Source organism: Psychrobacter sp. NG25 (assembly GCF_015234355.1).
Taxonomy (GTDB): domain Bacteria; phylum Pseudomonadota; class Gammaproteobacteria; order Pseudomonadales; family Moraxellaceae; genus Psychrobacter.
In genome coordinates this window covers 117,297-140,839 of sequence record NZ_JADGMV010000005.1, presented here as the reverse complement: position 1 = coordinate 140,839, position 23,543 = coordinate 117,297, and the positions used below count along the sequence as shown (strand labels likewise).

The 23,543-nt window shown below is 42.3% G+C and carries 21 protein-coding genes; 9 read left to right on the top strand and 12 right to left on the bottom strand.

Annotation, left to right across the window (positions count from 1 at the left end; all coding sequences use genetic code 11):
• Window positions 1-376 precede the first annotated feature (376 nt).
• Window positions 377-871, bottom strand: coding sequence for a hypothetical protein (locus IPZ60_RS09080; protein WP_194197480.1), 495 nt, complete (start codon window positions 869-871; stop codon window positions 377-379).
• 538 nt (window positions 872-1,409) lie between these two features.
• Window positions 1,410-2,561 carry a hemolysin family protein gene (locus IPZ60_RS09075; protein WP_370463028.1) on the bottom strand — a complete coding sequence of 384 codons (1,152 nt, stop codon included), beginning with the start codon at window positions 2,559-2,561 and terminating at the stop codon, window positions 1,410-1,412.
• A 710-nt stretch (window positions 2,562-3,271) separates the two neighbouring features.
• Between IPZ60_RS09075 and yajC the strand changes: the two genes are divergently transcribed.
• The 6 genes from yajC (at window position 3,272) to IPZ60_RS09045 (ending at window position 9,987) form a co-directional block, all read left to right on the top strand.
• Complete coding sequence (gene yajC / locus IPZ60_RS09070) at window positions 3,272-3,598, top strand: preprotein translocase subunit YajC (protein WP_110922992.1); 327 nt, start codon at window positions 3,272-3,274, stop codon at window positions 3,596-3,598.
• Between the two features lie 319 nt (window positions 3,599-3,917).
• Window positions 3,918-5,795, top strand: coding sequence for a protein translocase subunit SecD (gene secD, locus IPZ60_RS09065; RefSeq protein WP_194197479.1), 1,878 nt, complete (start codon window positions 3,918-3,920; stop codon window positions 5,793-5,795).
• A gap of 9 nt (window positions 5,796-5,804) precedes the next feature.
• Entirely contained in the window at window positions 5,805-7,064 is a 1,260-nt protein-coding gene (secF, locus tag IPZ60_RS09060; RefSeq protein ID WP_194197478.1) for a protein translocase subunit SecF, read from the top strand.
• Between the two features lie 303 nt (window positions 7,065-7,367).
• Window positions 7,368-8,786: an MATE family efflux transporter gene (locus tag IPZ60_RS09055; protein ID WP_194197477.1), complete on the top strand. Its 1,419-nt coding sequence runs from the start codon at window positions 7,368-7,370 to the stop codon at window positions 8,784-8,786.
• A 102-nt stretch (window positions 8,787-8,888) separates the two neighbouring features.
• Window positions 8,889-9,638, top strand: a complete 750-nt coding sequence (locus IPZ60_RS09050; protein WP_370463025.1) for an AzlC family ABC transporter permease — start codon at window positions 8,889-8,891, stop codon at window positions 9,636-9,638.
• Entirely contained in the window at window positions 9,628-9,987 is a 360-nt protein-coding gene (locus IPZ60_RS09045) for an AzlD domain-containing protein (protein ID WP_194197476.1), read from the top strand. The genes IPZ60_RS09050 and IPZ60_RS09045 overlap by 11 nt, the downstream gene beginning before the upstream one ends.
• Window positions 9,988-10,122: 135 nt before the next feature.
• On the opposite strand, the gene purF is transcribed toward IPZ60_RS09045, so the two are convergent.
• The 9 genes from purF to IPZ60_RS09000 all read right to left on the bottom strand — a co-directional run bounded on the left by purF (window position 10,123) and on the right by IPZ60_RS09000 (window position 19,402).
• Window positions 10,123-11,658, bottom strand: a complete 1,536-nt coding sequence (gene purF / locus IPZ60_RS09040) for an amidophosphoribosyltransferase (RefSeq protein WP_194197475.1) — start codon at window positions 11,656-11,658, stop codon at window positions 10,123-10,125.
• Window positions 11,659-11,983: 325 nt separating this feature from the next.
• The gene (locus IPZ60_RS09035; protein ID WP_110922998.1) at window positions 11,984-12,481 is read right to left on the bottom strand and encodes a CvpA family protein; all 498 of its coding nucleotides are present in this window, start codon (window positions 12,479-12,481) and stop codon (window positions 11,984-11,986) included.
• Between the two features lie 104 nt (window positions 12,482-12,585).
• Complete coding sequence (locus IPZ60_RS09030) at window positions 12,586-13,620, bottom strand: quinone-dependent dihydroorotate dehydrogenase (RefSeq protein ID WP_110922999.1); 1,035 nt, start codon at window positions 13,618-13,620, stop codon at window positions 12,586-12,588.
• A 158-nt stretch (window positions 13,621-13,778) separates the two neighbouring features.
• Window positions 13,779-14,339 (bottom strand): hypothetical protein, encoded by a 561-nt coding sequence (locus IPZ60_RS09025; RefSeq protein WP_227669309.1) that lies wholly within the window; start codon window positions 14,337-14,339, stop codon window positions 13,779-13,781.
• Window positions 14,340-14,704: 365 nt separating this feature from the next.
• Window positions 14,705-15,163: a histidine phosphatase family protein gene (locus tag IPZ60_RS09020; protein ID WP_194197474.1), complete on the bottom strand. Its 459-nt coding sequence runs from the start codon at window positions 15,161-15,163 to the stop codon at window positions 14,705-14,707.
• 84 nt (window positions 15,164-15,247) lie between these two features.
• Complete coding sequence (locus tag IPZ60_RS09015) at window positions 15,248-16,543, bottom strand: NAD(P)H-dependent glycerol-3-phosphate dehydrogenase (protein WP_194197473.1); 1,296 nt, start codon at window positions 16,541-16,543, stop codon at window positions 15,248-15,250.
• A 114-nt stretch (window positions 16,544-16,657) separates the two neighbouring features.
• Window positions 16,658-17,242 (bottom strand): nitroreductase, encoded by a 585-nt coding sequence (locus IPZ60_RS09010; RefSeq protein WP_370463027.1) that lies wholly within the window; start codon window positions 17,240-17,242, stop codon window positions 16,658-16,660.
• A gap of 271 nt (window positions 17,243-17,513) precedes the next feature.
• On the bottom strand, window positions 17,514-18,614 hold the full coding sequence (gene zapE, locus IPZ60_RS09005; protein ID WP_194197471.1) for a cell division protein ZapE: 1,101 nt from the start codon (window positions 18,612-18,614) through the stop codon (window positions 17,514-17,516).
• A gap of 128 nt (window positions 18,615-18,742) precedes the next feature.
• Window positions 18,743-19,402 (bottom strand): alpha/beta hydrolase, encoded by a 660-nt coding sequence (locus IPZ60_RS09000; RefSeq protein ID WP_194197470.1) that lies wholly within the window; start codon window positions 19,400-19,402, stop codon window positions 18,743-18,745.
• Between the two features lie 378 nt (window positions 19,403-19,780).
• Here IPZ60_RS09000 and IPZ60_RS08995 point away from each other — a divergent pair, with 378 nt between their 5' ends.
• From IPZ60_RS08995 to xseB, 3 genes are all read left to right on the top strand, one after another.
• Window positions 19,781-20,149, top strand: a complete 369-nt coding sequence (locus IPZ60_RS08995; protein WP_194197469.1) for a hypothetical protein — start codon at window positions 19,781-19,783, stop codon at window positions 20,147-20,149.
• A 235-nt stretch (window positions 20,150-20,384) separates the two neighbouring features.
• Complete coding sequence (xseA, locus tag IPZ60_RS08990) at window positions 20,385-21,929, top strand: exodeoxyribonuclease VII large subunit (protein ID WP_194197468.1); 1,545 nt, start codon at window positions 20,385-20,387, stop codon at window positions 21,927-21,929.
• Between the two features lie 62 nt (window positions 21,930-21,991).
• Complete coding sequence (gene xseB / locus IPZ60_RS08985) at window positions 21,992-22,237, top strand: exodeoxyribonuclease VII small subunit (RefSeq protein WP_110923007.1); 246 nt, start codon at window positions 21,992-21,994, stop codon at window positions 22,235-22,237.
• Window positions 22,238-22,244: 7 nt separating this feature from the next.
• Here xseB and pncB read toward each other — a convergent pair whose 3' ends face one another.
• A complete protein-coding gene (gene pncB, locus IPZ60_RS08980; RefSeq protein ID WP_194197467.1) occupies window positions 22,245-23,471 on the bottom strand; it encodes a nicotinate phosphoribosyltransferase in 1,227 nt (408 codons plus the stop codon).
• Window positions 23,472-23,543: the final 72 nt, after the last annotated feature.

Genomic DNA, 23,543 nt, shown 5'->3' with positions numbered 1-23,543 from the left:
GTTTCCTAACGACAAGAAGTGATGAGATAGAATTGCTTGATAGTATAATATGCAATATAAAGCAAAGACCAGTTAATATAAAAAGATAATAGTCATAAGTTGAGTCGACATCTAGATTGGTCTACTAAGGCGCCAGATTATTTCGTCCATGCAGACAATCGTGTGAACAACCAACATCGTACGGGATCAGTAGGCTTCAATAGATAATGATTGTCTTTTTAGTAGATAGTAACTAGCTTTTTGAATAAAGCAGATTTTTAAATAAACCAGTTCAATACCAAATTGATGTTAATGACTGAATGGTTCATATAACGTGTAATCAATACTGAATCGCTAGAGCATGTCCTTAATTTTAGAACCTGCTCTAATGAGTTGGCTAGTTAATCGTTATTTGTGATACCGCACGTAGTAGTACTGCATTGCCAGTTGATAGCGTCAAAGTCACTCTAGATGTGGTGACGAACGAGACAGTTTGACCATCTTTTACCCAACTTTCGTTAGTGGTGACATTGGCTTTGGCCTGCTCGCCTGTAATGACAATGTTGTCTACGGAGATGTCATAACGATAGTTAGAGGTATCATTCCAGCTATTTTGTAGCAGTTTCAAATAAGCATCTTTGTCCAAGCTAGTAGACTTGCCCTTTCTAGATAACGAAATCAGTGCATCATCAGAGACGAGACGAGCAACCTGACTGACATTTCGGCTATTTGCTGATGACTTCATTGCTGAGGCGTAATTTTGCACCAACGCTTCGGTCATGGGCGCTGCTTGCGCACTGATACTTACGGTACTTGCAACAGCCACTACAGCAGCCACGCCTGCGCCTTTGATTAATAGCGCCAAAAGCCCTTTTCCCCATAATCGTTTCATGATAATCCTTAGCAATACAGTTTCCGTTGTTGTCATATAGTGACGACTAACGTGTTTCTATCATTTGATTCAACATATCGCTCAGCTACGCAATAGTAAACTAAGCAAATGCTGTTGGCTCTCATGCTTTGGTTTGATAGTGATACTTTTTAGATAATGATATTTTTTAAATAATGATACTTCTTAGCTGACGAGACTTTTTACATCGTAATAATCTTTAGCTAGATAGCGATACCTTTCAATAACTGTCTTTATCATCACCATATTTCTAATAGTCATGATAGCGTTGTTGTATCATAGAGTGAGACTATCATTCAATTCTCACAGCTATGTGACACGCTGTGTAATTATTGCGAATATAAATACAGGCAAAGTGATCATCGTTAGCATACCAGTAGCATCATACTCTACACTTTTGTAATAAGTGTGCAAGTAGGCAGCAGTGAAGACTGAGTCATACTCTTCAAACTACGCTTCAGTCTTCACTTCAGCTTTAACCTGCTACCTGTCAATCGATACTAAATCTGACAACGTTATCTTAGAGCCTAGTGTCTGTACTATTATTATCATAGCGTTCATCATCACTGAGCTTCATACCCAGACGCTCTACTCTTCTGTCCATCATTTGTCGAGCCAGTGCCTGCATGTCTTCAACGCGATCTATCTCATCCACAATCTCTAGACCCAATAAAGTCTCAAACACGTCTTCTAAAGTGACCAGACCTTTAACTTCACCATATTCACCGACAGTAATTGCGATATGAATACGGTTCTTTAGCATGAGCTCTAATAAATCAAACAGTTTCATTTTGGAGAATACAAAAGTAATTTCGCGCTTAAACTGAGTCAATGGCTTATCTACAGCGTGATTCACTTTTGCTAACAACATATCTGTTTTTAATACAAAGCCAGTGACATTATCTAAGTCACCATCATAAATCGGTAGCCGTGAAAAAGTCAGCTTTGGGCGATCAACCAATAGCTCAGCAACCGTTTTGTTTTCTTCAAACGCGAGCATTACCGAACGCGGTGTCATAATATCTTCGACTTTAATGGCACCAAATGCCAGTAAGTTACGAATAATACGTGATTCTAAAGGATCAATTTGCCCTGACTCTTCACCGATACTCGCAAGTGCCGCAAACTCACGACGGCTAAATGCTTGAGGTTCTTTGCCACGCACCAGTAATTTTGTCAAACGCTCTGAGACCCAAATGAGTGGGTACAACAGCAAGATAATACCGCGGACAAAATAAGCGACGATACCGCTCAACTGACGCCAATATACCGTACCTAACGTCTTTGGAATAATCTCAGACAAGAATAAGATAGCCAATGTCATGATGGCAGAGAACAGACCAAACCATGCGCTACCAAAGACAATCGTTGCCTGAGCACCAGCACCGATAGAACCTAATGTATGAGCGACTGTGTTCAATGTCAAAATAGCTGCCAACGATTGGTCGATATTATCAACCTTTAACCGTCTGAGCATATTTGCTTTTTTTGGATTGGTTTCTTGAACGTCAGCGATATAGGAGGGTGTCATGCTGAGTAATGCGGATTCTGCCAAGGAACAAACAAACGAGATACCAATGGCCACAACCACAAAGAATATCAATAACAAAATATTGAGAGCTGTAGGATCTGCTGAAGCATCAGCAGCAAATGCTGGGTAAGGTAGTAGCATTGCGAGTAACGCTAATAGCCCAAAAACAGGCTTCATACTTCTAAGACGCGCAAAATAGTGCAGCGTCGGAGGAGGTTTAGCTGACGCTTCTTTATAAGCGCGCGGACGACATAAACGAGGTACAAACATAAAAGTGGTGAACAAGTTGGGTAACCTAAACAGAAAAGAGAAAAAGGAATTTTAAGCAAACAGCAGCAGATATAGAGAGCACATTACAGTACCAAATTAAAAGTACATAGTAGTATCTGCTAACACTTTCTAGATAGCTACTTAAAGCTAACTTCATACTGCATAGTAGGCTTAATGACATTCCAATAAATAGTGGGCTAAATACAGCCAATTATTGCCATTTGATAGTAGCACTGATGCTGATATTTCACAATAAGTCGCTTTTTTTAAGTCTTTGCTTTTTGATACCTTGTATTACGCTACTATTGCCTAATATCCACTAAATATCTGAAATTTGCTATAATCGCAGCACTTTTTCATCACTTACCGCATTGCAGCAGAAATAACTTACGTGTTGTATTAGAAATACTATGATCAGAAATACTGTTATTAAAAATATGGTCACTAGAAGTTATGACTGTTAGCTTGACGATTACCTTAAGAAAAACGTGCTCAGGCTATGATTAACAGTTACCAAGTCTGGGATTTTTTGTTACTATGCGTTTAATTTTATTATTATCCATGACTTACTGAGAGAAATTATGTTCTTATTCATTCAAGCTGCCCATGCTGCCGAAACTGCTGGTGCTGCGTCACTATTTGGTCAGATTCTACTGCCTGTTGCTTTTTTTGCGATTTTTTACTTCTTGGTTATTCGCCCGCAGTCTAAGCGCACCAAAGAGCATCGTGCAATGGTCAATGCTTTGAGCGTTGGTAGCGAAATCATTTTTGCTGGTGGCTTAATGGGTCGCATCAAAAACCTAGAAGGCGACTACGCAGTGGTTAGCTTAAATAATAATACTGATATCAAAGTACAACGTGCTTCTGTTATCTCAGTATTGCCTGCTGGCACTATCGAAAGCATTTAATCATCAATCGTTTTTATGAATGATTGTATGATGGTCGTATCATCAGTAGATGTTATGACTAAAAATGACCGTACATTATTTACGGTCATTTTTCGCTATAAAGAAATGAGACAAAGCAGTCTTGTAGATTGCTAGATAGTCTACATTTACTCTATTGAGTAGGTTGTTTTTATTTTTTGTTTTACTATCACCGCGGATGATCGCAACGGTATATGATGATGGCTTTTATACGCAGCATTAAACCATTGCTATCGCTAACTTCCCATCTGCTAACTTGTGGCCTACGTCGCCAGTTGTTTATCAACTTAAAGAAGTGATTATGCAATATCCCGCTTGGAAATACTTACTTATTACCGTCGTGATACTCATTGCCGGTCTATATGCTGCCCCTAACCTCTATCCTGACGAGCCCGCTGTGCAGATTACGAGTGCTGCTGCAGGTACACAGCTGTCTGAAGAGATCTTAACGCAGTCGCAAAGCTTACTCAAAGACGCCGGTCTGAATAACCATGATGGTACATTTGAGGGCAATAGTGCGCTGGTTCGTCTTGACAACTCAGTCGATCAGCTAAAGGCGCAAGAAGTGCTACGTCAAAACTTGGGTGAAAACTATGTGGTCGCTCTCAACTTAGCACAGACAACACCGCAGTGGCTACGTGACATCGGCGCAAAACCGATGAAGCTTGGTCTTGATTTACGTGGTGGTGTGCGCTTTGTACTCGAAGTCGATATGGACAAGGCACTTGAGCAGCGTCTGACCGGTGCTAGTAGCGACATGCGTCGCGAGCTACGTGCTGAACGCATTGCAGTCAAAGGTATCAAGACCGAAGATCAAAGCGTGGTACTACATTTCGCTGATACAGATACTCGTAACCGTGCACAGAACATCCTACAAGGATCGATGGGTACCACCTTTAGCTTGCAGTCTTCTATTGATGATCAAGGTCCTGCATTACTCTTATCGTATAACGATGCGACACTTGATGAAATCAATAGTTATGCCGTCAACCAAAACTTGACGACGCTACGTAACCGTATTGCCGAGCTTGGTGTTACTGAAGCCCTAGTGCAATCACAAGGTGCCAATCGTATCGTCGTAGAATTGCCAGGTGTACAGGATACTGCAGAAGCAAAACGTGTGCTTGGACGTACTGCAAACCTTGAATTCCGTATGGTGGCAGAAGATGCCGACAACTATACAGGTGGCATTCCTCCAGCGGGTACCGAAGCGTTCCCGTTTGAAACACTAGATGGCCCACCTGTATTGCTCGAACGTCAAGCGATTGTCAGCGGCGATAAAGTGACCAATGCTCAAACTGGCTTGGATGAAAGCGGTTTACCTGAAGTAAGTATTACGTTGGATAGTGCTGGCGGCAAGCTCATGCAGAACGCCACTCGTACCGCTGTTGGTAAACAGATGGCTGTATTGTTCATTGAAAACAAGCAAAGAATCACCTATGAAGAAGACCCAGTAACTGGCGAGACTGAAGAAATACGCACGCCTTATGCTGAAACCAAAGTCATCAACCGTGCCAATATTCAAGCGGTTCTAGGATCCTCTTTCCGTATTACTGGACTAGACAGCAGTGCTGAAGCCGCTGAGCTTGCACTACTACTACGTTCAGGAGCATTGGCGGCACCGATGTACTTTGTAGAAGAGCGCACCATTGGTCCTTCACTGGGTCAAGAGAACATTGAAAAAGGTCTATTCTCTACGCAAGTCGGCTATCTACTAGTCTTTGCGTTTATGATTATCTTCTATCGTCTGTTTGGTGTCATCGCTAACGTAGCACTAGCAGTCAACGTGATTATTATCATCTCTATCATGTCAATCCTAGGCTCATCACTTACCCTACCCGGTATTGCTGGTATTGTCTTGACCATTGGTATGGCAGTTGATGCAAACGTGCTGATCTTTGAGCGAATACGTGAAGAGATTGCAAACGGAGTACGGCCGAAGTCCGCTATCGTGGCAGGTTTTGACCGTGCTTTTAGTAGTATTTTCGATGCCAACATTACAACTTTATTGGTCGCATTTATCTTATTTGCGATTGGTACTGGTCCGATTAAAGGCTTTGCGATCACGCTAGCTATTGGTATTATCAGCTCGCTGTTTACGGCTATTCTGGTCACACGTGCGCTGGTACAAGTTGCTTATGGCAAGCGTAAATCCATCAAACGTCTGAGCATCGGTTAGGAGAACATTATGGCTATCGAGAATAAAAATCCTCTAGAACAGCAGAATAGTCCAGATCGAAATGGTTCAGGCGGCTCAAATGGCGATGGAAACAATGCAAGCACGCGCCGCCGTAACAAACCACGCCGTGATGGTAAAGGTAGCAATACTAAGACCAATAACCCTACCACCGCTCAATCGAGTCACAGTAAAACTCGTCGCGGTGGTAAGGGTGCTGGCAAAGACAGTCAAACACTGGCCACTCAAGCAACTGATCCTAACCTAACAACAGGTGATGCGGCAGATGATGCGGCAGCACAAGCTGAAGGTGGTATCAAAGCCATTGGCAACCAGCGTATCATTCCTTTTATGAAGATAGAAAAGCCGATGGCAATTTTATCTTTATTGATGGTCATTGGTAGTATCATTGCTATCGCCGTAAACGGTCTGAACTTAGGACTTGATTTTACGGGCGGCGTCTCAGCAGATGTGCGTTATGAGCAGTCTGTTGAACAAGTTGATGTTGTCAATGCCCTAGCCGATAACGGTTTCGATGATGCCGTTGTACAGTATTTAGGAACATCACAAGAGCTTCTGATACGCTTACCGCCTCAGTCTGATAATGTTGATGGACTAAATACCAGTCTGACCAAAGCATTGACCTTGGCTGATAATAGCGTTGAAATCAGTAACGTCAATATTATCGGTAGTCAGGTCGGTAGCGAAGTCTATTTAAACTCAGTGATGTCGTTAGCACTAGCATTAGCTTGTATGCTTGGTTATGTTGCCTTACGTTTCCAATTTAAATTATCCCTTGGTGCAGTCATGTCGTTATTTCATGACGCGGTTGTCACTATTGGTGTGTTTGCCCTATTTGGCTTTCCATTCGACTTAACTGTGTTGGCAGCTATTTTGGCATTGATTGGTTACTCGTTGAACGATACCATTGTTGTCTATGACCGTATTCGTGAGAATTTCCGTCGTGTTCGCGGTATCACACCGCGTCAGACTATCGACTTGTCTTTGACAGAGACGCTGCGCCGTACGATTATGACCATCTCAACGGTATTGTTAGTAGTATTAGCAATGCTATTCTTAGGTGGTGATGGTCTATACTGGTTCTCAGTTGCCCTCTTCATCGGTCTAATTGCTGGTACTTACTCATCAACTTATATCGCAAGTTCGATTCCGTTACGTATGGGTCTGTCTCGTGATGACTTTGTCGTAAAAGTAAAACCAGAGTTTGAAGAAGAAATCGTTACTTTTAACGATCCAAAAATGTTTGAATAAATGTTTAATGCTATTCAATCATAATGGTAGCTAACTAAAATGTTATAGTCAGTCCAACATGATTTAGATACAGACAGGCTCGTGAAAGTACTAACAATAGACTGAGCGAGCCTGATATCTTATTTAATTTATATAAGTTTGACTATAAAGTCTGCCATAAATAACAGTAGTAACGTTTAAATCAAAGCACCTGACTCATGAATAATGAGTCTAGGTGCTTTTGTCTTTGTAGCTGTGTTTGTCATAAATAGCAAATATGCTACGCTCAATCCTTGTTGGGTTTTAAGTATAAACGAGCCAAAAATGACTACTCCCATATCTAGTCCAATGCCGCCCATCGATACCCGTTATACGCGTATTATTGCCATCGCTTTACCAGTATTATTGGCCAATCTTGCCATGCCGCTGCAAAGCGTGATCGATACAGCGATCGTCGGTAATATGAATGATACGGCTAAACTTGCTGGTATGGGACTCGCGATACAGTTGTTGTCGTTGTTGCTCGTCAGTTTTAACTTTTTACAATACGCATCGTCCGGACTGTCAGCACAAGCAATGGGGCAACTGGCCAATCATACCACCAGTGCTACAGATGGTACGGCAACGTCAGTCAATACAGCACCCTCTCCACTACTGTCTATCTTACAACGTGCTTTACTACTGGCATTTGGTATCGGTGCTATCTTGCTATTGGCAAAACCATGGTTGATAGATTTTGGTTTACAGGCGCTATCAGCCAATCCAGATAGTGGACGTGCTGCACAGACTTACTTAGATGTTAGGTTTTGGGGCGTGATTGCTGAGCTGATGAACTTTGCATTTATTGGTTGGTTTGCTGGGCAAGGTAAAACTCGCTATATGCTATATCAGCAAGGTTTTATTGCCATACTCAATATCGTCCTAACCTTGTTTTTTGTCTTTACGATGAAAATGGGTTTGGCCGGTGTGGCGTTAGGTACGACCATTGCCTTTTGGTTTGGGGTGTTATTAGCACTGTGGTTAAGTCGTCATCATCTGCAAATATCTTGGCGGGCTTTGTTTACTGCTGATAAGCAATACTTCACTAAAGAGCGCATACTTAGGCTATTCTCACTAAATAAAGACATATTCATTCGTACGATCATCTTGACCTTGAGTTTTGCTTGGATCACTCGTCTTTCTGCTCAAAGCGGTGATGTCATACTAGCGGCCAATGCTATTTTACTCCAAGTCCTGAGTATCTCAGCCTTTGCCCTTGATGGTGTTGCGGTATCTGCTGAGACGTTAAGTGGTCAAGCGGCTGGGCGCAGAGATTGGCCACGTTTTCGCATTATTATTAAGCGCACAGGTATTGTCAGTTACGGGCTTGCCATCGCCTTGAGTGCTATATGGTGGCTTGCAATGCCAACATATTTAGGGTTTATGACCAACATCGAAACAGTTTTTACATTGGCATATCACTACCATCTTTATGCAGTACTACTGCCCCTTGTCGGGGTCGGTGCCTATTGGTTAGATGGTATATTTTTTGGCTTAACGGCTGGTCATGTGATCCGTAATGCCGCTCTGATACTTGCCGTTATATTTTTTCCACTCAGCTGGTTTCTCTATCAGCAGTGGGACATGACTGGTATTTGGTTAAGTGTATGGTGCTTATTATTGCTTAGGCTAATTATTTTAGGTGGCTTCCTGTACCACGCGCATCAAACAGATAGCTACGAAAAGCTACAGCCTGAACCTTAATGCTATTCTCAACTATATGGTATTGAATAACGTATTTTTATAAAGTGTTTGTAATATAGTCGGTTCAATATAATTTGGACAAAAAGACAATTAGGATATTCTGTGACTACTCGTTCAAAAGAATTGCATCAGCCATATAAAATGAGCTATGACTGGGCTGAAGGCTTCAAAAAAAGTTTGCCCGTAGCAATGGGCTACTTACCTGCAGGGATTGCCTTTGGTGTACTTGCGCAAGTCGCTGGTATCCCTGTGTGGGCTATCATCATGCTCAGTATCGTATTATATGCTGGCGCTGCACAATATGCGTGCTTACCCATGTTGAGTTCTGGTTTACCGATTGGTAATATCGCGACGAATATTGCGGCTATCAATTTACGCCATGTATTCTATGGTATGCCATTATTGCAATATTTACCAAAAAACAAACTTGCCAAAACCTATTGCCTGTTTGCGCTGACTGACGAAACGTTTTCATTGATGACCAGCTTGCCCAATGAGTCGCGACAGTCCTTGATACTACCAGTCAGTCTCTTTAACCAAAGTTGGTGGGTGCTGGCCAGTACGATTGGCATCATGATTGGTAGTACGCTCAGCGACTTGGTTCCTCACTTGGATTTCGCCTTGGTTTGCTTGTTTGCTATTTTGGCTTATGAGCAGTTTCAAAGTATCAAACGCTACTTCCCAATTGGCATTGCCGTAGTCTCTCTAGCAGCAGCCTCTTTATTTACGAGTAACTGGTTACTATTGGTCGCGATTACTATTTGTATGTTGCTGATTTTAGCACGTGGATTTTGGGTGCAGCGAGGCATGGAAGAAAAAAGCAACATGGCAGGAGAAACTGATGACCAGTAGTTATCTTATTTTCGCGACTTTTGCGATGGCCGCGGTTACCTTTATCACGCGCGCCCTGCCTTCTTTAATACCCAGAAAACTGTTAGACACACCTTGGTTGCATCGATTGAATGAGAGCTTGCCGCTATCTGTCATGGTATTGCTCATTTTAACCAGCCTCTCTTATCAAGATCTGTCTGCGACCACGACTTTAAATAGTGCTGAGTTACATCTATTGATGGCACAAATTGGTGCCTTACTTTTAGTCTTACTTATATACCATATCAGCCGTCAATTATTGGTCAGCATGATTGTCGGTATTGCTGCTATTAATGGCTTGTTGTGGGTATTTACTAACTTTCTAGGCTAAAAATATTAGCTAGAATTCAGTGCCAAGCAAAGCGTTAAATAATATTTTGAACATAAAAAAGGCTGGATTCTATTGAGAATCCAGCCTTTTTTTAAGCGTACTGTATAGAGCTAGCTAATTAAGAAGGGTTGCTTCTTAAAGCTCTTCAACACCCATCATATCGACTGGGGTATCAGCCACTATTTGCACACCTTTTTTACCTGTCTTAGCCGTGTCATTGCGCTGCTCTTGTAAATGATCAAGATAGGCTTCATTAATTTGCCCAGTGATGTAGCAACCATTGAATACAGCACAATCAAAGCCTTCAACTTTGCTATGCTTAGTATCTTTTACCGCATCAATCAAGTCATCCAAGTCTTGGAAAATCAATCGATCAGCACCAATGATTTCACGTACTTCTTCGACTGTGTGACCTGAGGCAATAAGCTCACTACGTACTGGCATATCGATACCATACACGTTTGGATACTTAACCGGTGGCGCAGCACTCGCAAAAAACACCTTATTGGCACCAGCGTCTCGAGCCATTTGAATGATTTCATGACATGTCGTCCCACGAACGATAGAGTCATCAACCAATAGTACGTTTTTACCTTTGAACTCTAACGGCACAGCGCTAAGTTTCTGGCGAACAGATTTTTTGCGTTGTTGCTGACCTGGCATGATGAAGGTACGACCGATATAGCGGTTTTTCATAAACCCTTCACGGTACTTAACATTCATCTTAAGTGCCAACTCCATCGCGGAAGTACGCGAGGTATCTGGAATAGGAATAACCACATCGATATCGTGATCTTCACCCCATTCAGCCATGATTTTATCTGCCAGTTTTTCACCCATACGTAAGCGGGCTTTATAAACTGAGATATTGTCCATGATTGAATCTGGACGAGCAAAATAGACATACTCAAATATACATGGTGTATATTCTTTTTGCTCTACGCACTGATGGGTATGTATTTTATGATCGAGATCAATAAAGATAGCTTCGCCTGGTTTGACATCACGAATGATCGTAAATCCAGATCCTGTCAATGCGACTGACTCTGAAGCGACCATATACTCAGTGCCACCGTTTGGTGCCATACGCTTACCATAGATAAGCGGACGGATGCCGTTGGGGTCACGAAACGCGAGTAAACCATGACCAGTAATAAGGGCAACAACACCATAAGCACCTTCCACACGGCCATAAACAGACGTGACTGCTTCAAAAATATCAGCAGGCGTTGCTTTTGTTTTACCCAAATTCTGCATTTCATGGGCCAGTACGTTCAAGAGTACTTCAGAATCTGAATCAGTATTAAGATGGCGGCGATCTTCGATGTACAAAGACTTGGCCAAGCTCTCAGCATTGGTCAAGTTACCATTATGCGCAAGGGTAATACCATAAGGTGAGTTGACATAAAATGGTTGAGCTTCAGCACTGCTTGACGTGCCTGCCGTTGGGTAACGAACGTGACCGATACCGAACTTACCAACCAGTTTCATCATATGACGATTCATAAATACGTCACGTACCATGCCATTCTCTTTACGTAGATAGAGTCGTCCATCTTGCAAAGTGACAATACCTGCTGCATCTTGCCCGCGATGCTGTAGCATCGTCAAACCGTCATAAAGTATCTGATTGACTGGTTCGTGAGCTGCAACTCCAATGACTCCACACATAATAGCTATATCCTATTTTGATCCATACATTAGTACTACAATAACGGCAAAAAATTAGACGGCACATTATCAAAAATGCGTGCTGTCACTCACCGTCGACCTTATGATATTTACGAAACATTTAACAAGCATTTATCTTTTTGGTTTTCAAAACATAAGCATCCATAAGTCACTGATGCTGATTTATGAGCCTTAACTGCTATCAAAAATTATTTTTTCAAGAATGAATGTCGAATACGATGTTATTGATGTTATAAAAGCTTGAATGGTAAAAAAGACATGATAAAAATCATAGTGTTAAGTCTTAGAAATATAATCGACTATATTATGACTGGTTGACTTGATCCCAAGCCATGCCAAGCACGTCTGATACCAATGCTTTACCCATCGGTGCATAAGGCATTAGCTCTGGTGCGAGCACTGAGGTTTGCCATTGTGGCATCTGGACCAATAGCGGCGCACTGACACTCAGAACCACTAAGACCATCAATACATTTTTAGCCGCACCAAGGACGCCGCCTGCCATCTTATCAACGATATCCAGACGTAAAGTCTTGAGCACCCCTGAAAATACAAATGCCACTGTATGCATGATGGCTAATATCACAATCACCACTAATAGAAATGCCATTGCCATCTGTAAGACAGGGTTTTCTACGATACCTGCTAATTGAGGCGACACAACACCCGCCAGACGCGTAGCAGCGACTAGCGCAATCAACCAACCGACCAAACCAATGGCTGTTTTAATCAACCCTACTTGAAAGCCGCGCCACAAGCCAACCAAGACAACGATAGCAATCACAATATCCAGACCACTCATTTTCTATGCCTCATACCCTATGGTATTTTTATCAAGTATTTACTTAAGTGTTTATGACAAGGTTAATTTTTGAACATTCAATTTGTAATGAATTAGTGGACAGATTAGCTTTCCATGGCATCGTAATAGCCACCGATTGCCTGAATACAAGACTGTACCAACCCAGGTCCACGATAGATAAGACCTGTATAGAGCTGTACCATGTCTGCACCGGCCTGAATCTTCTTGACGGCTTTGGCACCGCTGTCGATACCACCGACACCGATTAATGCGACTTTACCATCCAACTGATCAGAAAACTGTTGTAAAATCTGAGTACTAATATGGCTCACTGGACGACCAGATAGGCCACCCATTTGATCACCATCACGTAAGTCTTCTACGCCGACACGGCTCAAAGTCGTATTGGTCGCAATCAAACCATCAATCTCAAAATCTATCAGCTGCTGTGAGATATAATCCACTTGAAGAGGCTCTAAATCAGGAGCAACTTTCAGTACCAATGGCACATAAAAACCATATTCGGTCGCCAATTGGCTATGACGATTTTTGATGGTATCTAAAAGCTGAGTTAGTGCTTCACCACTTTGCAGATCACGTAAGTTTTTGGTATTTGGCGAAGAGATGTTTACGGTAATATAAGAGGCATGCGGATAAGCACGCTCTAGACAATAGACGTAATCATCTGCTGCCTGCTCTACTGGTGTATCGGCATTTTTACCGATATTAATACCGATGTTGCCTTTGTATTTGCAACGTTTGACATTTTCGATCAAATAATCGACACCTTGGTTATTAAAACCCATACGGTTAATAATGGCATCTGCTTGCTTTATTCTAAACAATCTTGGCTTGTCGTTACCTACCTGTGGCCTTGGTGTGACCGTTCCGACTTCTATAAAACCAAATCCTAACTCAGCTAAGGCATCAATATAGTCACCGTTCTTATCCAATCCTGCAGCTAAGCCTACTGGATTAGAAAACTGTAAACCCATACAGTCTGTTGGCTGCATCGACTGACCATACACCAAACCTAAAACACGCGCTTTATGAGCTTTATCCAATAAGGACAATGTCATCTCGTGGGCGTGCTCGGGATCCATCTTAAAGAAAAAAGGACGAAGTAAGGCATAAGACATAGTAATGACAGATCCTGCTAAAAAGAAATGGTGAATAAAAAGTGCGAATGAAATCAAGCGCTGCGATTATATCAGCTTAACAGAAATAAGAGCAAAATTTCATGCGGTAAATTTCTATATTAAAACCATAGCCTATATAGATAGAGATTAATTACTTATCAAGGCACAGGACGCCCATCGGTTAGTGCTATCCAGCCACGAACGATACGATATAGATGCCATACAAAGGTAAATACCATAATTAAAGAACCAAATGCGGCTAACAGTAACGAGCCAATAGCGATATGATCACTATCAGCCAACATGCTGATACCAAAGCCACCCAAAGCAAAAGTTATAATCATGATGCCAATGACAAACAAAACAATGCTGTACCAAAAAGTCTTAATTTGCCAATCAAAATGTGTGGCTAACCATGTTCCATCAGCATCACGACGCTTGGCATAGTTCATCACAATCGGCACAATCCACAATAAACCAGCGGTAAAGTAGCTAATCACATATAAAAAATAAGTAATGTGGTTATATGTGGTGAGAGAACGGCGCTTATCGTTATTCATACTGTCGCTCATCGTATTACCTTGTCTTTGCTGAGAAACACCATAATCAGAACGCTCATCATTAAACCTAGCCCCACCTGATTCATGATGGCTGTTATCAGCAGTTTTCGTCTGTTTTTGCAAATGCTCATCAGAATTGTGATTAAGGGAAGGATCCATAGTAAATTTCCATAATTAACAGTAACTAATCACTATTTGATGGGAGCAGATGAGCTGTTTTTCAATAAGTCTCATGATAAACAGTGATTTGAGAGCAATGTGCTCATAAACTCTGTTGGAATATACCGCATGCTCATAGAACATACTGGTATGAAATGGTGGGTACTTGTGCCTGAATTGGCTTATTTACTCTAACTTCTTTTAAGAGTCTTTGATAGATATTGCTTTGCGTATCGGCTTTATGATCATCATGGACGACTGCCATAAACAGAAGTTTTTTGACCTTTCATATGTTACGGCCTAATGGGAAACATGGCACCAATGGTTTATTAATTAGCCTTAAAAAAGCAAATGAGTAAAGAGCCTTAGTAAGGCTGCTTAGGTACAAAGCGATCAACCTCAGTTGCCATCCCCATCATCACAAACTCCATCTCAAACACTCTGGCTTCTGTCAAAGAAAACGACTCAGGATAATCACCTGTGAGTAGACCAGCGATATAAGCAACGATAGACATATGACACACGACGACCAAACACTCAGCTTCAATATTAGCTAAATCTATGAGAGCCTGACGCGCATCATCAGAAGGAGTAATGTTTTTTAATACGACCGATGGTACTGTAGATGCTCTCGACTGAAATTCAGCTAGTGTCTGCTGCGCTCTGTCGTAAGGGCTGACGACAAAGTAATCGGGATTGTAATGAGTCGTCACATACTCTGCCGTTTGTATGGCTTGCTGTTGACCAAAATTCGTTAACTGGCGCGCGCTGTCTGGGCGCGATTCATCTTCTGCTTGACCATGACGAACAAGTATAATTTTCATAACCTTCCTTTATGCATTGTCATGATGACGTTATTTTTAGAATAATCACTCTTGAAACAACGTCATCATTTAACATTGGGGTTTTTACTTACTGTCAGTATCGCCACTTTCATCATCAGTGCTGTCGCTTGACGTCTTCATTTGTGCGGTAAGCGCCGCATTGCTGTGGTCATGTGCCATGACAAATTCGACATCACTGCGGAACCCTGCTTCCATTAGATGTAACGCCACACCCAATGCTGCTTTATCTTCATAAATAACTGCATAAAGCGCATGCGTAATAGGCATGTAAATGCCATCTTTGGTGGCTTTCTCATGCACTTGCTGAATGGTGTTGACCCCTTCAGCTGTCTGACCGAGTTTTTTCACCGCTGCATCGATGCTCATACCACGGCCAAGCATATTACCGATACGGTAATTACGACTCAACTCTGAGCTACAAGTGGCGTATAAATCACCAACGCCAGACAATCCTAAAAACGTTAGTGGATTCGCACCCGCTTCCACGCCAAAGCGACTCATTTCTGCTAAGGCACGGGTCAGTATCATTGCTTTGGTGTTTTCGCCGACATCGTAGGCTGCTGCCATACCCATTGCAATCGCATAGATATTTTTGAGTGCACCGCCTAGCTCCACACCTTTGACATCATCACTAGCAAATACCCGAAAGAATGCACTATGTAGCGCGGCTTGTACTGCATGGCGTAATGGCTCAGACTCACTAGCAATCACCGTAGCAGACGGCATGTTCTTCATGATTTCTATCGCAAGGTTTGGCCCTGACATGACGCCAAAATTCACTTCTGGCAAAACCTCTTTAATAATGTCACTCATCATTGCAAAGGTGTCTTTTTCCATTCCTTTGGTCAATGACACAATAGACTGTCCACTAATAAATGGCGCAATACTTTTTAAGGTTTCACGAAATGCCAAACCTGGCACAGCAATAAAAATGATGTCTTTGTCTTTAACTGATGCTGCCAAATCATGGCTGTATTTGAGGCGATCATCAAGCTTATAACCTGGTAAGTATTTTTTATTGGTTTGGGTTTTTGCCATCGCTTTTACAGTACGTTTGTTACGTACCCATAGTGTGGTATCACAGCCATTGCGTGCCGCCAAATTTGCCATTGCCGTACCAAAACTGCCACCACCTAAAAATGCCAAACGCAGCTTGGTAGGATTACTGTGAATATCCGCCATGTTTTTTGCCACTGCGGACTCTACCGCACTAGGATTCAGCTTTTTACGGCCAATACCTGATTTGGTTGCACGCTCGATGATACCTGCCAGCAGACTGTTTTGCTTTTCTGGCGTATTCTTATCTGTTTCGCTATTTTCGTGACTGGTTTTTTTATGGCTATTATTGGGGCTGGTCATATTCTTTTATCCATGTTGACTGACTTATTATTAATAGAACGTATCATGACTTAGGCATTTTGGGTGATGAGGCTATCTGGCTTTTTTGGCTAATATGGATGAGGCTCAGAGTCACTATGACTCAAACCGCACCAGCGACTCAATATCAATGGCTTTACGTGGTGCCTCGTCTTTCGGACTGGTACCAGTATAAACAAAAGCCGTGACATAATCATCTGGACCGACATCAAAGTAGGCTTTGACAGCTGGTTCGTTACACAACAATCCAGTACGCCATACGGTACTGAATCCTTGGGCTTTTAACGCCAAAATAAGATTTTGAACAGCAGCACCAGCACTTAGCATTTGCTCAAAAGGAGGAACTTTTTTGTGTTCTTGTATTTTAGTAACGACAGTAATAATCATAGGCGCACGTAAAGGCATATTATGAGCTTTTTCGAGGTCTTTTTTAGACAGTTCTTCTCCTTCTTGCACCGCTTTCGCTTGGGTAGCTTCTGCTAAAGCGTTACCTAGCTCATGACGAGCATCGCCTTCAGTGACGATGAAACGCCATGGTTGGAGCTTCTTATGATCTGGTGCTGTTGCCGCACATTCAATCGCTGTTTCGACCTGGGCATGCGTGGGTGCTGGTGCATCCAGATTCCCCATACTACGTCGTGAATTGATCCAGCCAATCATCTCTTTACTAGTAATTGGCATACTGTCAGTGGTTACGTCTTTGATAGACAGTTTTTTATCATTGTTATCAGATGTCGTCATTATCGTTCCTTACTTATTATTATTTTTCGTTCAGAAAACTCATACTTTTATTTGCACTTAATACTGTCAGGCAGTGCTCAATACCGAACGAATCCATGTCAGCCAGTATTGAGTGGTGTGATTGGGAAATATTAAATATCATGGCTTAGATACTAGTGCTTAAATGTTATTGCTTAGATGATACGGCTATAAGAAGGCCTCAACTGTACAGCTAGGCAGCAACTTCTACACGATGCTCCATACGCAAATAATCTTCCGATTGCATCTCAAGCAAGCGCGAGCGTGTTCTCTCAATCTCAAACGCTAGCTTTTCTCCTTGGTACAAATCCAAGATAGACTGTTCTGCTCGCACCAAGAGTTTTACACGGCGATCATAAAATTCATCGACCAAGTAGATAAAACGGCGCGTCGGATCACGTAAGTCATCATCTAATGCTGGCACGGCATTGACCAATACTGTATTGAACTGCTTAGCGATTTCAATAAAATCAGATGCCGAACGTGGTTCCATACACAAATGACGGAAATCGCAAAACAAAATATCTTCGGTGCGAGCATTGATTCGGATTTCACGACCGTTGATAGTAATCGGCTCATTACTGATTTTCTGATTATTAGACAAGCTGGCAAAACGGTTGGCTAACCAGTGATGGTTGGCTTTGGTCATGGGCGACTCATATAGCTCTGCCTGTTGTAAAACACGCAAACGATAGTCAATACCAGAGTCGATATTCATCACTGTGGTATGGCGTTCAACTTCAGCAATAGCTGGCATAAAACGGTCACGATGCAAGCCATCTTTATACAGCCCTGATGGCTCAATATTCGAGGTAGCAACCAACGTGATACCACGGTTGAACAGCATAGTGAACAAATCGCCCAAAATCATGGCATCAGAGACGTTGGATACAAAGAATTCATCAAAACAAATGATGACTGCCTCTTCATAGATAATATCAGCCACTTTCTCTAATGGGTCACTCTCGCCTTGTAGCTTGTGTAGCTCTTGATGCACACGCTGCATAAAGTGATGGAAATGCAGACGCATCTTGCGGTCAATGGTCAATGAATCATAGAACATATCCATCATCCATGTTTTACCACGACCTACACCGCCCCACATATATAGGCCTGTGGGTGCTACAGGCTTGGCTTTCAAAAAGCTAAAAAAACTTTTCTTTTGTGGCACACTATTGATGAGCTGATGATGTATCTCATCAAGATAGCTCATGGCCTTGAATTGTTGCTCATCTTGAGTAAACTCATCTGTACTGACGGCTTGCTCGTAACGTTGCAATGGAGATAAACTCATAATACGACTCATCATTAGAGAAAATAAATAGTAAGGTAATAATTAGTTCTGCGTAAACTCATCAAAATGGGGCGACCAAAGCTCATGAATTAATAGCGGACTTCATATCAATTGATAATGGCTAATGGCTATGCATTACTATCAGAGGTATGCTTTTCTAATAGGCCCTTTAACTCTGACAAGCGTCCGTGAAAAAAGTGACCTGCCCCGTCCACGATGCTTACAGGAATACCCAGTCGATCAGCAAATTCCTGCATATTATCAGGGTCGATGACTTCATCCGCATTGCCATAAATCTCAAAGGTTTTATCAGCAGGCAAGCTAATGTCACTACTGTCATTTTTTTCAACCGACGGTGCGATCAACGCAACGTTTGACACTTCAAAGTCATTTAGCCCCCATATATGGGATGCCTCGATTACTTGCTCAGCCACACGCGCTGTCACATAACCACCAAAAGAAAAGCCACCAAGCCATAACTTTCGTGCATTGGTCTGCTCAGCAATCCATTGTAGCACGGTCATTGCATCCACCACTTCCCCTTCAGCATAATCATGCTCACCAGTGGACTGCCCTACGCCGCGAAAGTTAAAACGCACGACATGCATCCCATTGTCACGGGCAAAACGATACATGGTCGTGACTACTTTGTTGTTCATTGTACCGTCAAATAGCGGATTTGGATGGCAAAGTAGTGCCACGGTATCGGTGTTTGGATCGTTAGGGTTACCTTGTTGCCATAGTGCGTCAACTTCTAGCACGCCAGCAGGAGCAGGAATTAATTGCATAAAATTACTTATTAATTAAGAGTGAATGGCTCAATTATCCTAGATATGGTTTTTATTTCAAGTGATTTGCTGTGACCAAGGACGGCTTTTTTAAATTTTTGACGAATGAGGAATGGCTAGCATCGGCTGTATCCATAATATCAGGGTATATGCTCATTTTAAAAGTGGTGATAAAAACGAGATAGATTATAGCCAAACAGAGAAAGTAGTTATGAAATGTCCCCGCAATACAGAACACAAGAACCGCCTAGACAGCCAAGAGTCGAATAGGTTAGATTCATAAGAGTTATAGAGCAAAACATTAGTTGATATATTGCTCACACAATATCTACTTAACATTGATATTTATGTTCGACTGACAGGGATTGAAAACCACTTATGAATACTTCTAATAAAACTGCTACCTTGACCGCGACTATGGCTGCGGCACTCGCCTTGAGTGCTTGCCAAAGTACACCTTCGTCACCCGTCATACAGCGCGCCAACTCTATTTATGAGACCACTGGCATCGCAGAGACCAAAGTAAAAGCACAGCAAAATGCGATAGACAGCGCGCAAAAAACCTGCCAAAGCAAGCAAGTCATTATTGTCGATGATACAGTGACTTATAACGGCATTTTAGATGAACGTACTGGCCGTATGGTTGGACAAGTGGGTGCGGTCGTCGGGTCAATTTTTGGCACAGGCTCACCAGAGTTGTCACGTGATGACGACTACGAATATATGATTAATTTCCGCTGCCAATAAAGTCAGCATCATCAAAAAATAATTACTATTTAGTATTTGGCCAGTAATTCTGCGATAAGATTAATATATTATTCTTATCGCAGAATTACTGGCTTCTCTTTTTGTGTGTACGCTTTTGGGGTAAACTACCCTATCTAACACACAACAGCTTCTAGTCAATCTAATAAACAATCTGTCTATAAAAAATCAATAAACAACTTGCTTTTAAGCTTTCATCATCTTCGGTCTACTATTTATGCGCAAACCCAATCTTTCAAGTATCAAACAAGCGAAAGTGATAACGCCTGCTAAAGATTTGGCGACTTTAGAGGCCGAACTGGCTGAGCAAGAAAACAACCTTGAGGTCAACTTAGAAGATACCGTATTGCGTCTGAGCGACTACTTATCAGCGGTTGATATGGTGATCAAACAGACCTTTAATCACCGCGTATGGGTAAAAGCAGAGATTCGTAACCTGTCTAGCAAAGGCGGACATTATTACTTTGAACTGGCAGAGAAAGACGATGACGGTAAAGTTATTGCCAGCTGCCGTGGCAATCTTTGGCGATTTAAAGCGGCACGTGTCTTAGCAAAGTTTGAGCGCGCAACGGGTATGCCACTCGATCGTGATTTGACGGTTTTATTAAAAGTATCAGCAGGTTTCCATGCGCAATATGGCTTCTCACTCACTATTGAAGACATCGACCCTAGCTATACTCTAGGTGATCTGGCACGACAATATGCGGAGATGGTCGACCGTCTAACAGGCGAAGGCTTATTGCATCTCAATCAGCAACTGCCTGTCCCGTTTGATATAGAGCATGTCCTTGTCATTGCGCCTGAAAAAGCCGCTGGGCTAGGAGATTTTCAAGCAGATGCTGATCGCTTAGCAAGTACGGGTGCTTGTCACTTCCATTACCATAACGCCACGTTTCAAGGTAACCATGCACCTGCGGAGATTCGTCAAGCCATCGTCAGTGCTCAACAGCAATTTTACGACACGTATCAGCGTTTGCCAGATTTATTAGTCATTATTCGCGGCGGCGGTGCCGTTGGTGATTTGGCCTATCTCAATGATTATGAGCTGGCCGCTCTAGTCGCTGAGCAGCCGATGCCTGTATGGGTGGGTATTGGGCATGAACGTGACAAAGTCATATTAGATGAAGTCGCGCATACTAGCTTTGACACGCCCTCAAAAGTCATCGCTGCGATTAGCAGTCATTTGGCGCAACTGGTCTCTCAGACACTACAATATCAAGCGCAAATCAAGCAAGCCGCTCAGCGTCAACTGAATACTGCCGAGCAGCAAACATCACGACAGTTGAGTCAAATACAGTCACAAACGATTGGACAGCTAACGTCCCTGAGAAAAGACAGTGATTATGCATGGCGCAATATTCAGCAAAGCGCACAGCGCCAAGTAAAGCAAGCCATCAGACTGACAAGCGAGCTGCGTGTACAAATACAAACCTCTGCCGAACAGCAGTTAATAACGGCTGCTACTTATAGTCAAAATCATCAGAAATCTGTTATGCAGAGTGCTCAGCAACAAGTCGTACAAGCGCAACGTGACAGTGAGCATCTACGTGACATTGTGCTACTGCATCGACCATCTCGTGTGCTTAAGCAAGGCTACACCATGCTGACTGATATAAAAGAAAAACAGATACTGACCAGTAGTACCCAGCTATCTCCTGAGCAAACTGTATATATCGTCCTAAAAGACGGCAAGGCAAAAGCGCAGATTATTGATGTCAATACGAATCAAAAAGCGTCGAAAACCTCAGACATTCCAACTTAACGACATAATAATATCTAACGATTACCCATCTATTTATCTTACCTTTAAAATTAGGAAGCTTTATGACTACCCCTACTCGTCGACGTAAAAAAGCCGCCCCAAAAACCTTTAAGGCGGCTTATGATATTTTAAAAACCAATGCGGCTGAATTACAGCAGCAAGACGAGCCTGACATTGATAATCTAATGACAACGGTTGAAGAATCCATTGCGGCTTATCGCGTTTGCGAGACCCGCATCAATGCGGTACAACAAGCACTAGATGCAGCCTTTGCTGAAGACGTGAAATCTGATGAAGTAGACAGCTAAGTTACACTTACTCCGGTTCATCCACCTCAAAGACTTGGCGAAGATAGGCAAGATACGTGTCATTATTGATCATGGTCTTGCCTGGGCTATCAGAGAGTTTGGCCACTGGTTGCCCGTTACATTCAACCAATTTGAGCACAATATTAATCGGAGTAAGACTCATATCATTGGTGAGATTTGTGCCAATACCAAAGCTGGTTCTAATGCGATCCTTAAAGTATTGATGCAATTCCCACGCTTTATCAAGATCCAAACCATCACTAAAGGTGAGTATTTTAGTCTTCGGATCTATCTTTAACTTCTCATAATGAGCAATCGCTTTATCACCCCAGACATAGGGATCACCACTATCATGACGCAGACCGTCAAATAGCTTGGCAAAATATAAATCAAAATCCCTTAAGAATGCATCCATCCCAACGACATCGGTCAATGCAATACCCAAATCACCACGATACTCATGTACCCATGCTTCAAGCGCTGCTTTTTGTGAATCACGCAAACGCACATCTAGTGCCTGAAATGCCTGCATAAACTCATGCGCCATGGTACCGATTGGTGTCATACCTAATTTCTTTGCTAGATACACATTGGATGTGCCGCTGACGATTTTTGGTTCTGCTTGATATAACGTCTGCACCACATGCGCTTGCCACGCCTTGCTAAACCGTCTACGAGTACCGAAATCCGCGACAATAAATGGTGGTGTATCACCGTTTTCTTTCGTCTGCTCTACTGCATATTGATGCAACAGTTCGACTTTTTCATCTAGTCTACGCTGACCTTCTTCAATGACGCTGGCATTTGATAATGCATCAAAATATAGTTCATTTACAATGGCTAAGACGAATACTTCAAAAAACATCGCTTGAATCATTGGCCCTTCAATATCAACAAACAAGCGACCTTCATCATCGGTACTGACAGTGATAAAACGACGTTTGAGTTTAAACAGCTCTAGATAATCAACGAAATCTGAACGCATAAAGCGTAAACTGCGCAAGTAGTCCAACTCGTCTTCTAAAAATCGCAGCTCGCATAAACTGTCTAGCTGCCTCTCTAGCTGTTCTTTAATATCAGCCAGTGGATAGACAGTATCTTCATTATTACGGCAGCGAAAGCGGTAAACACCATGCGTCTGTGGAAACTGATGCAGCATAGCTTGTAGCATCGTAAATTTATACAAATCGTTATCAAGTAACGAGGTAATAATAGGTGTATAGGTAGCGGTCATGCTATGGCCTTAAAAAACACAAAAATAAGAAATAAACGCCACCTAACACTCAAAGCGACATCATATGCGGAC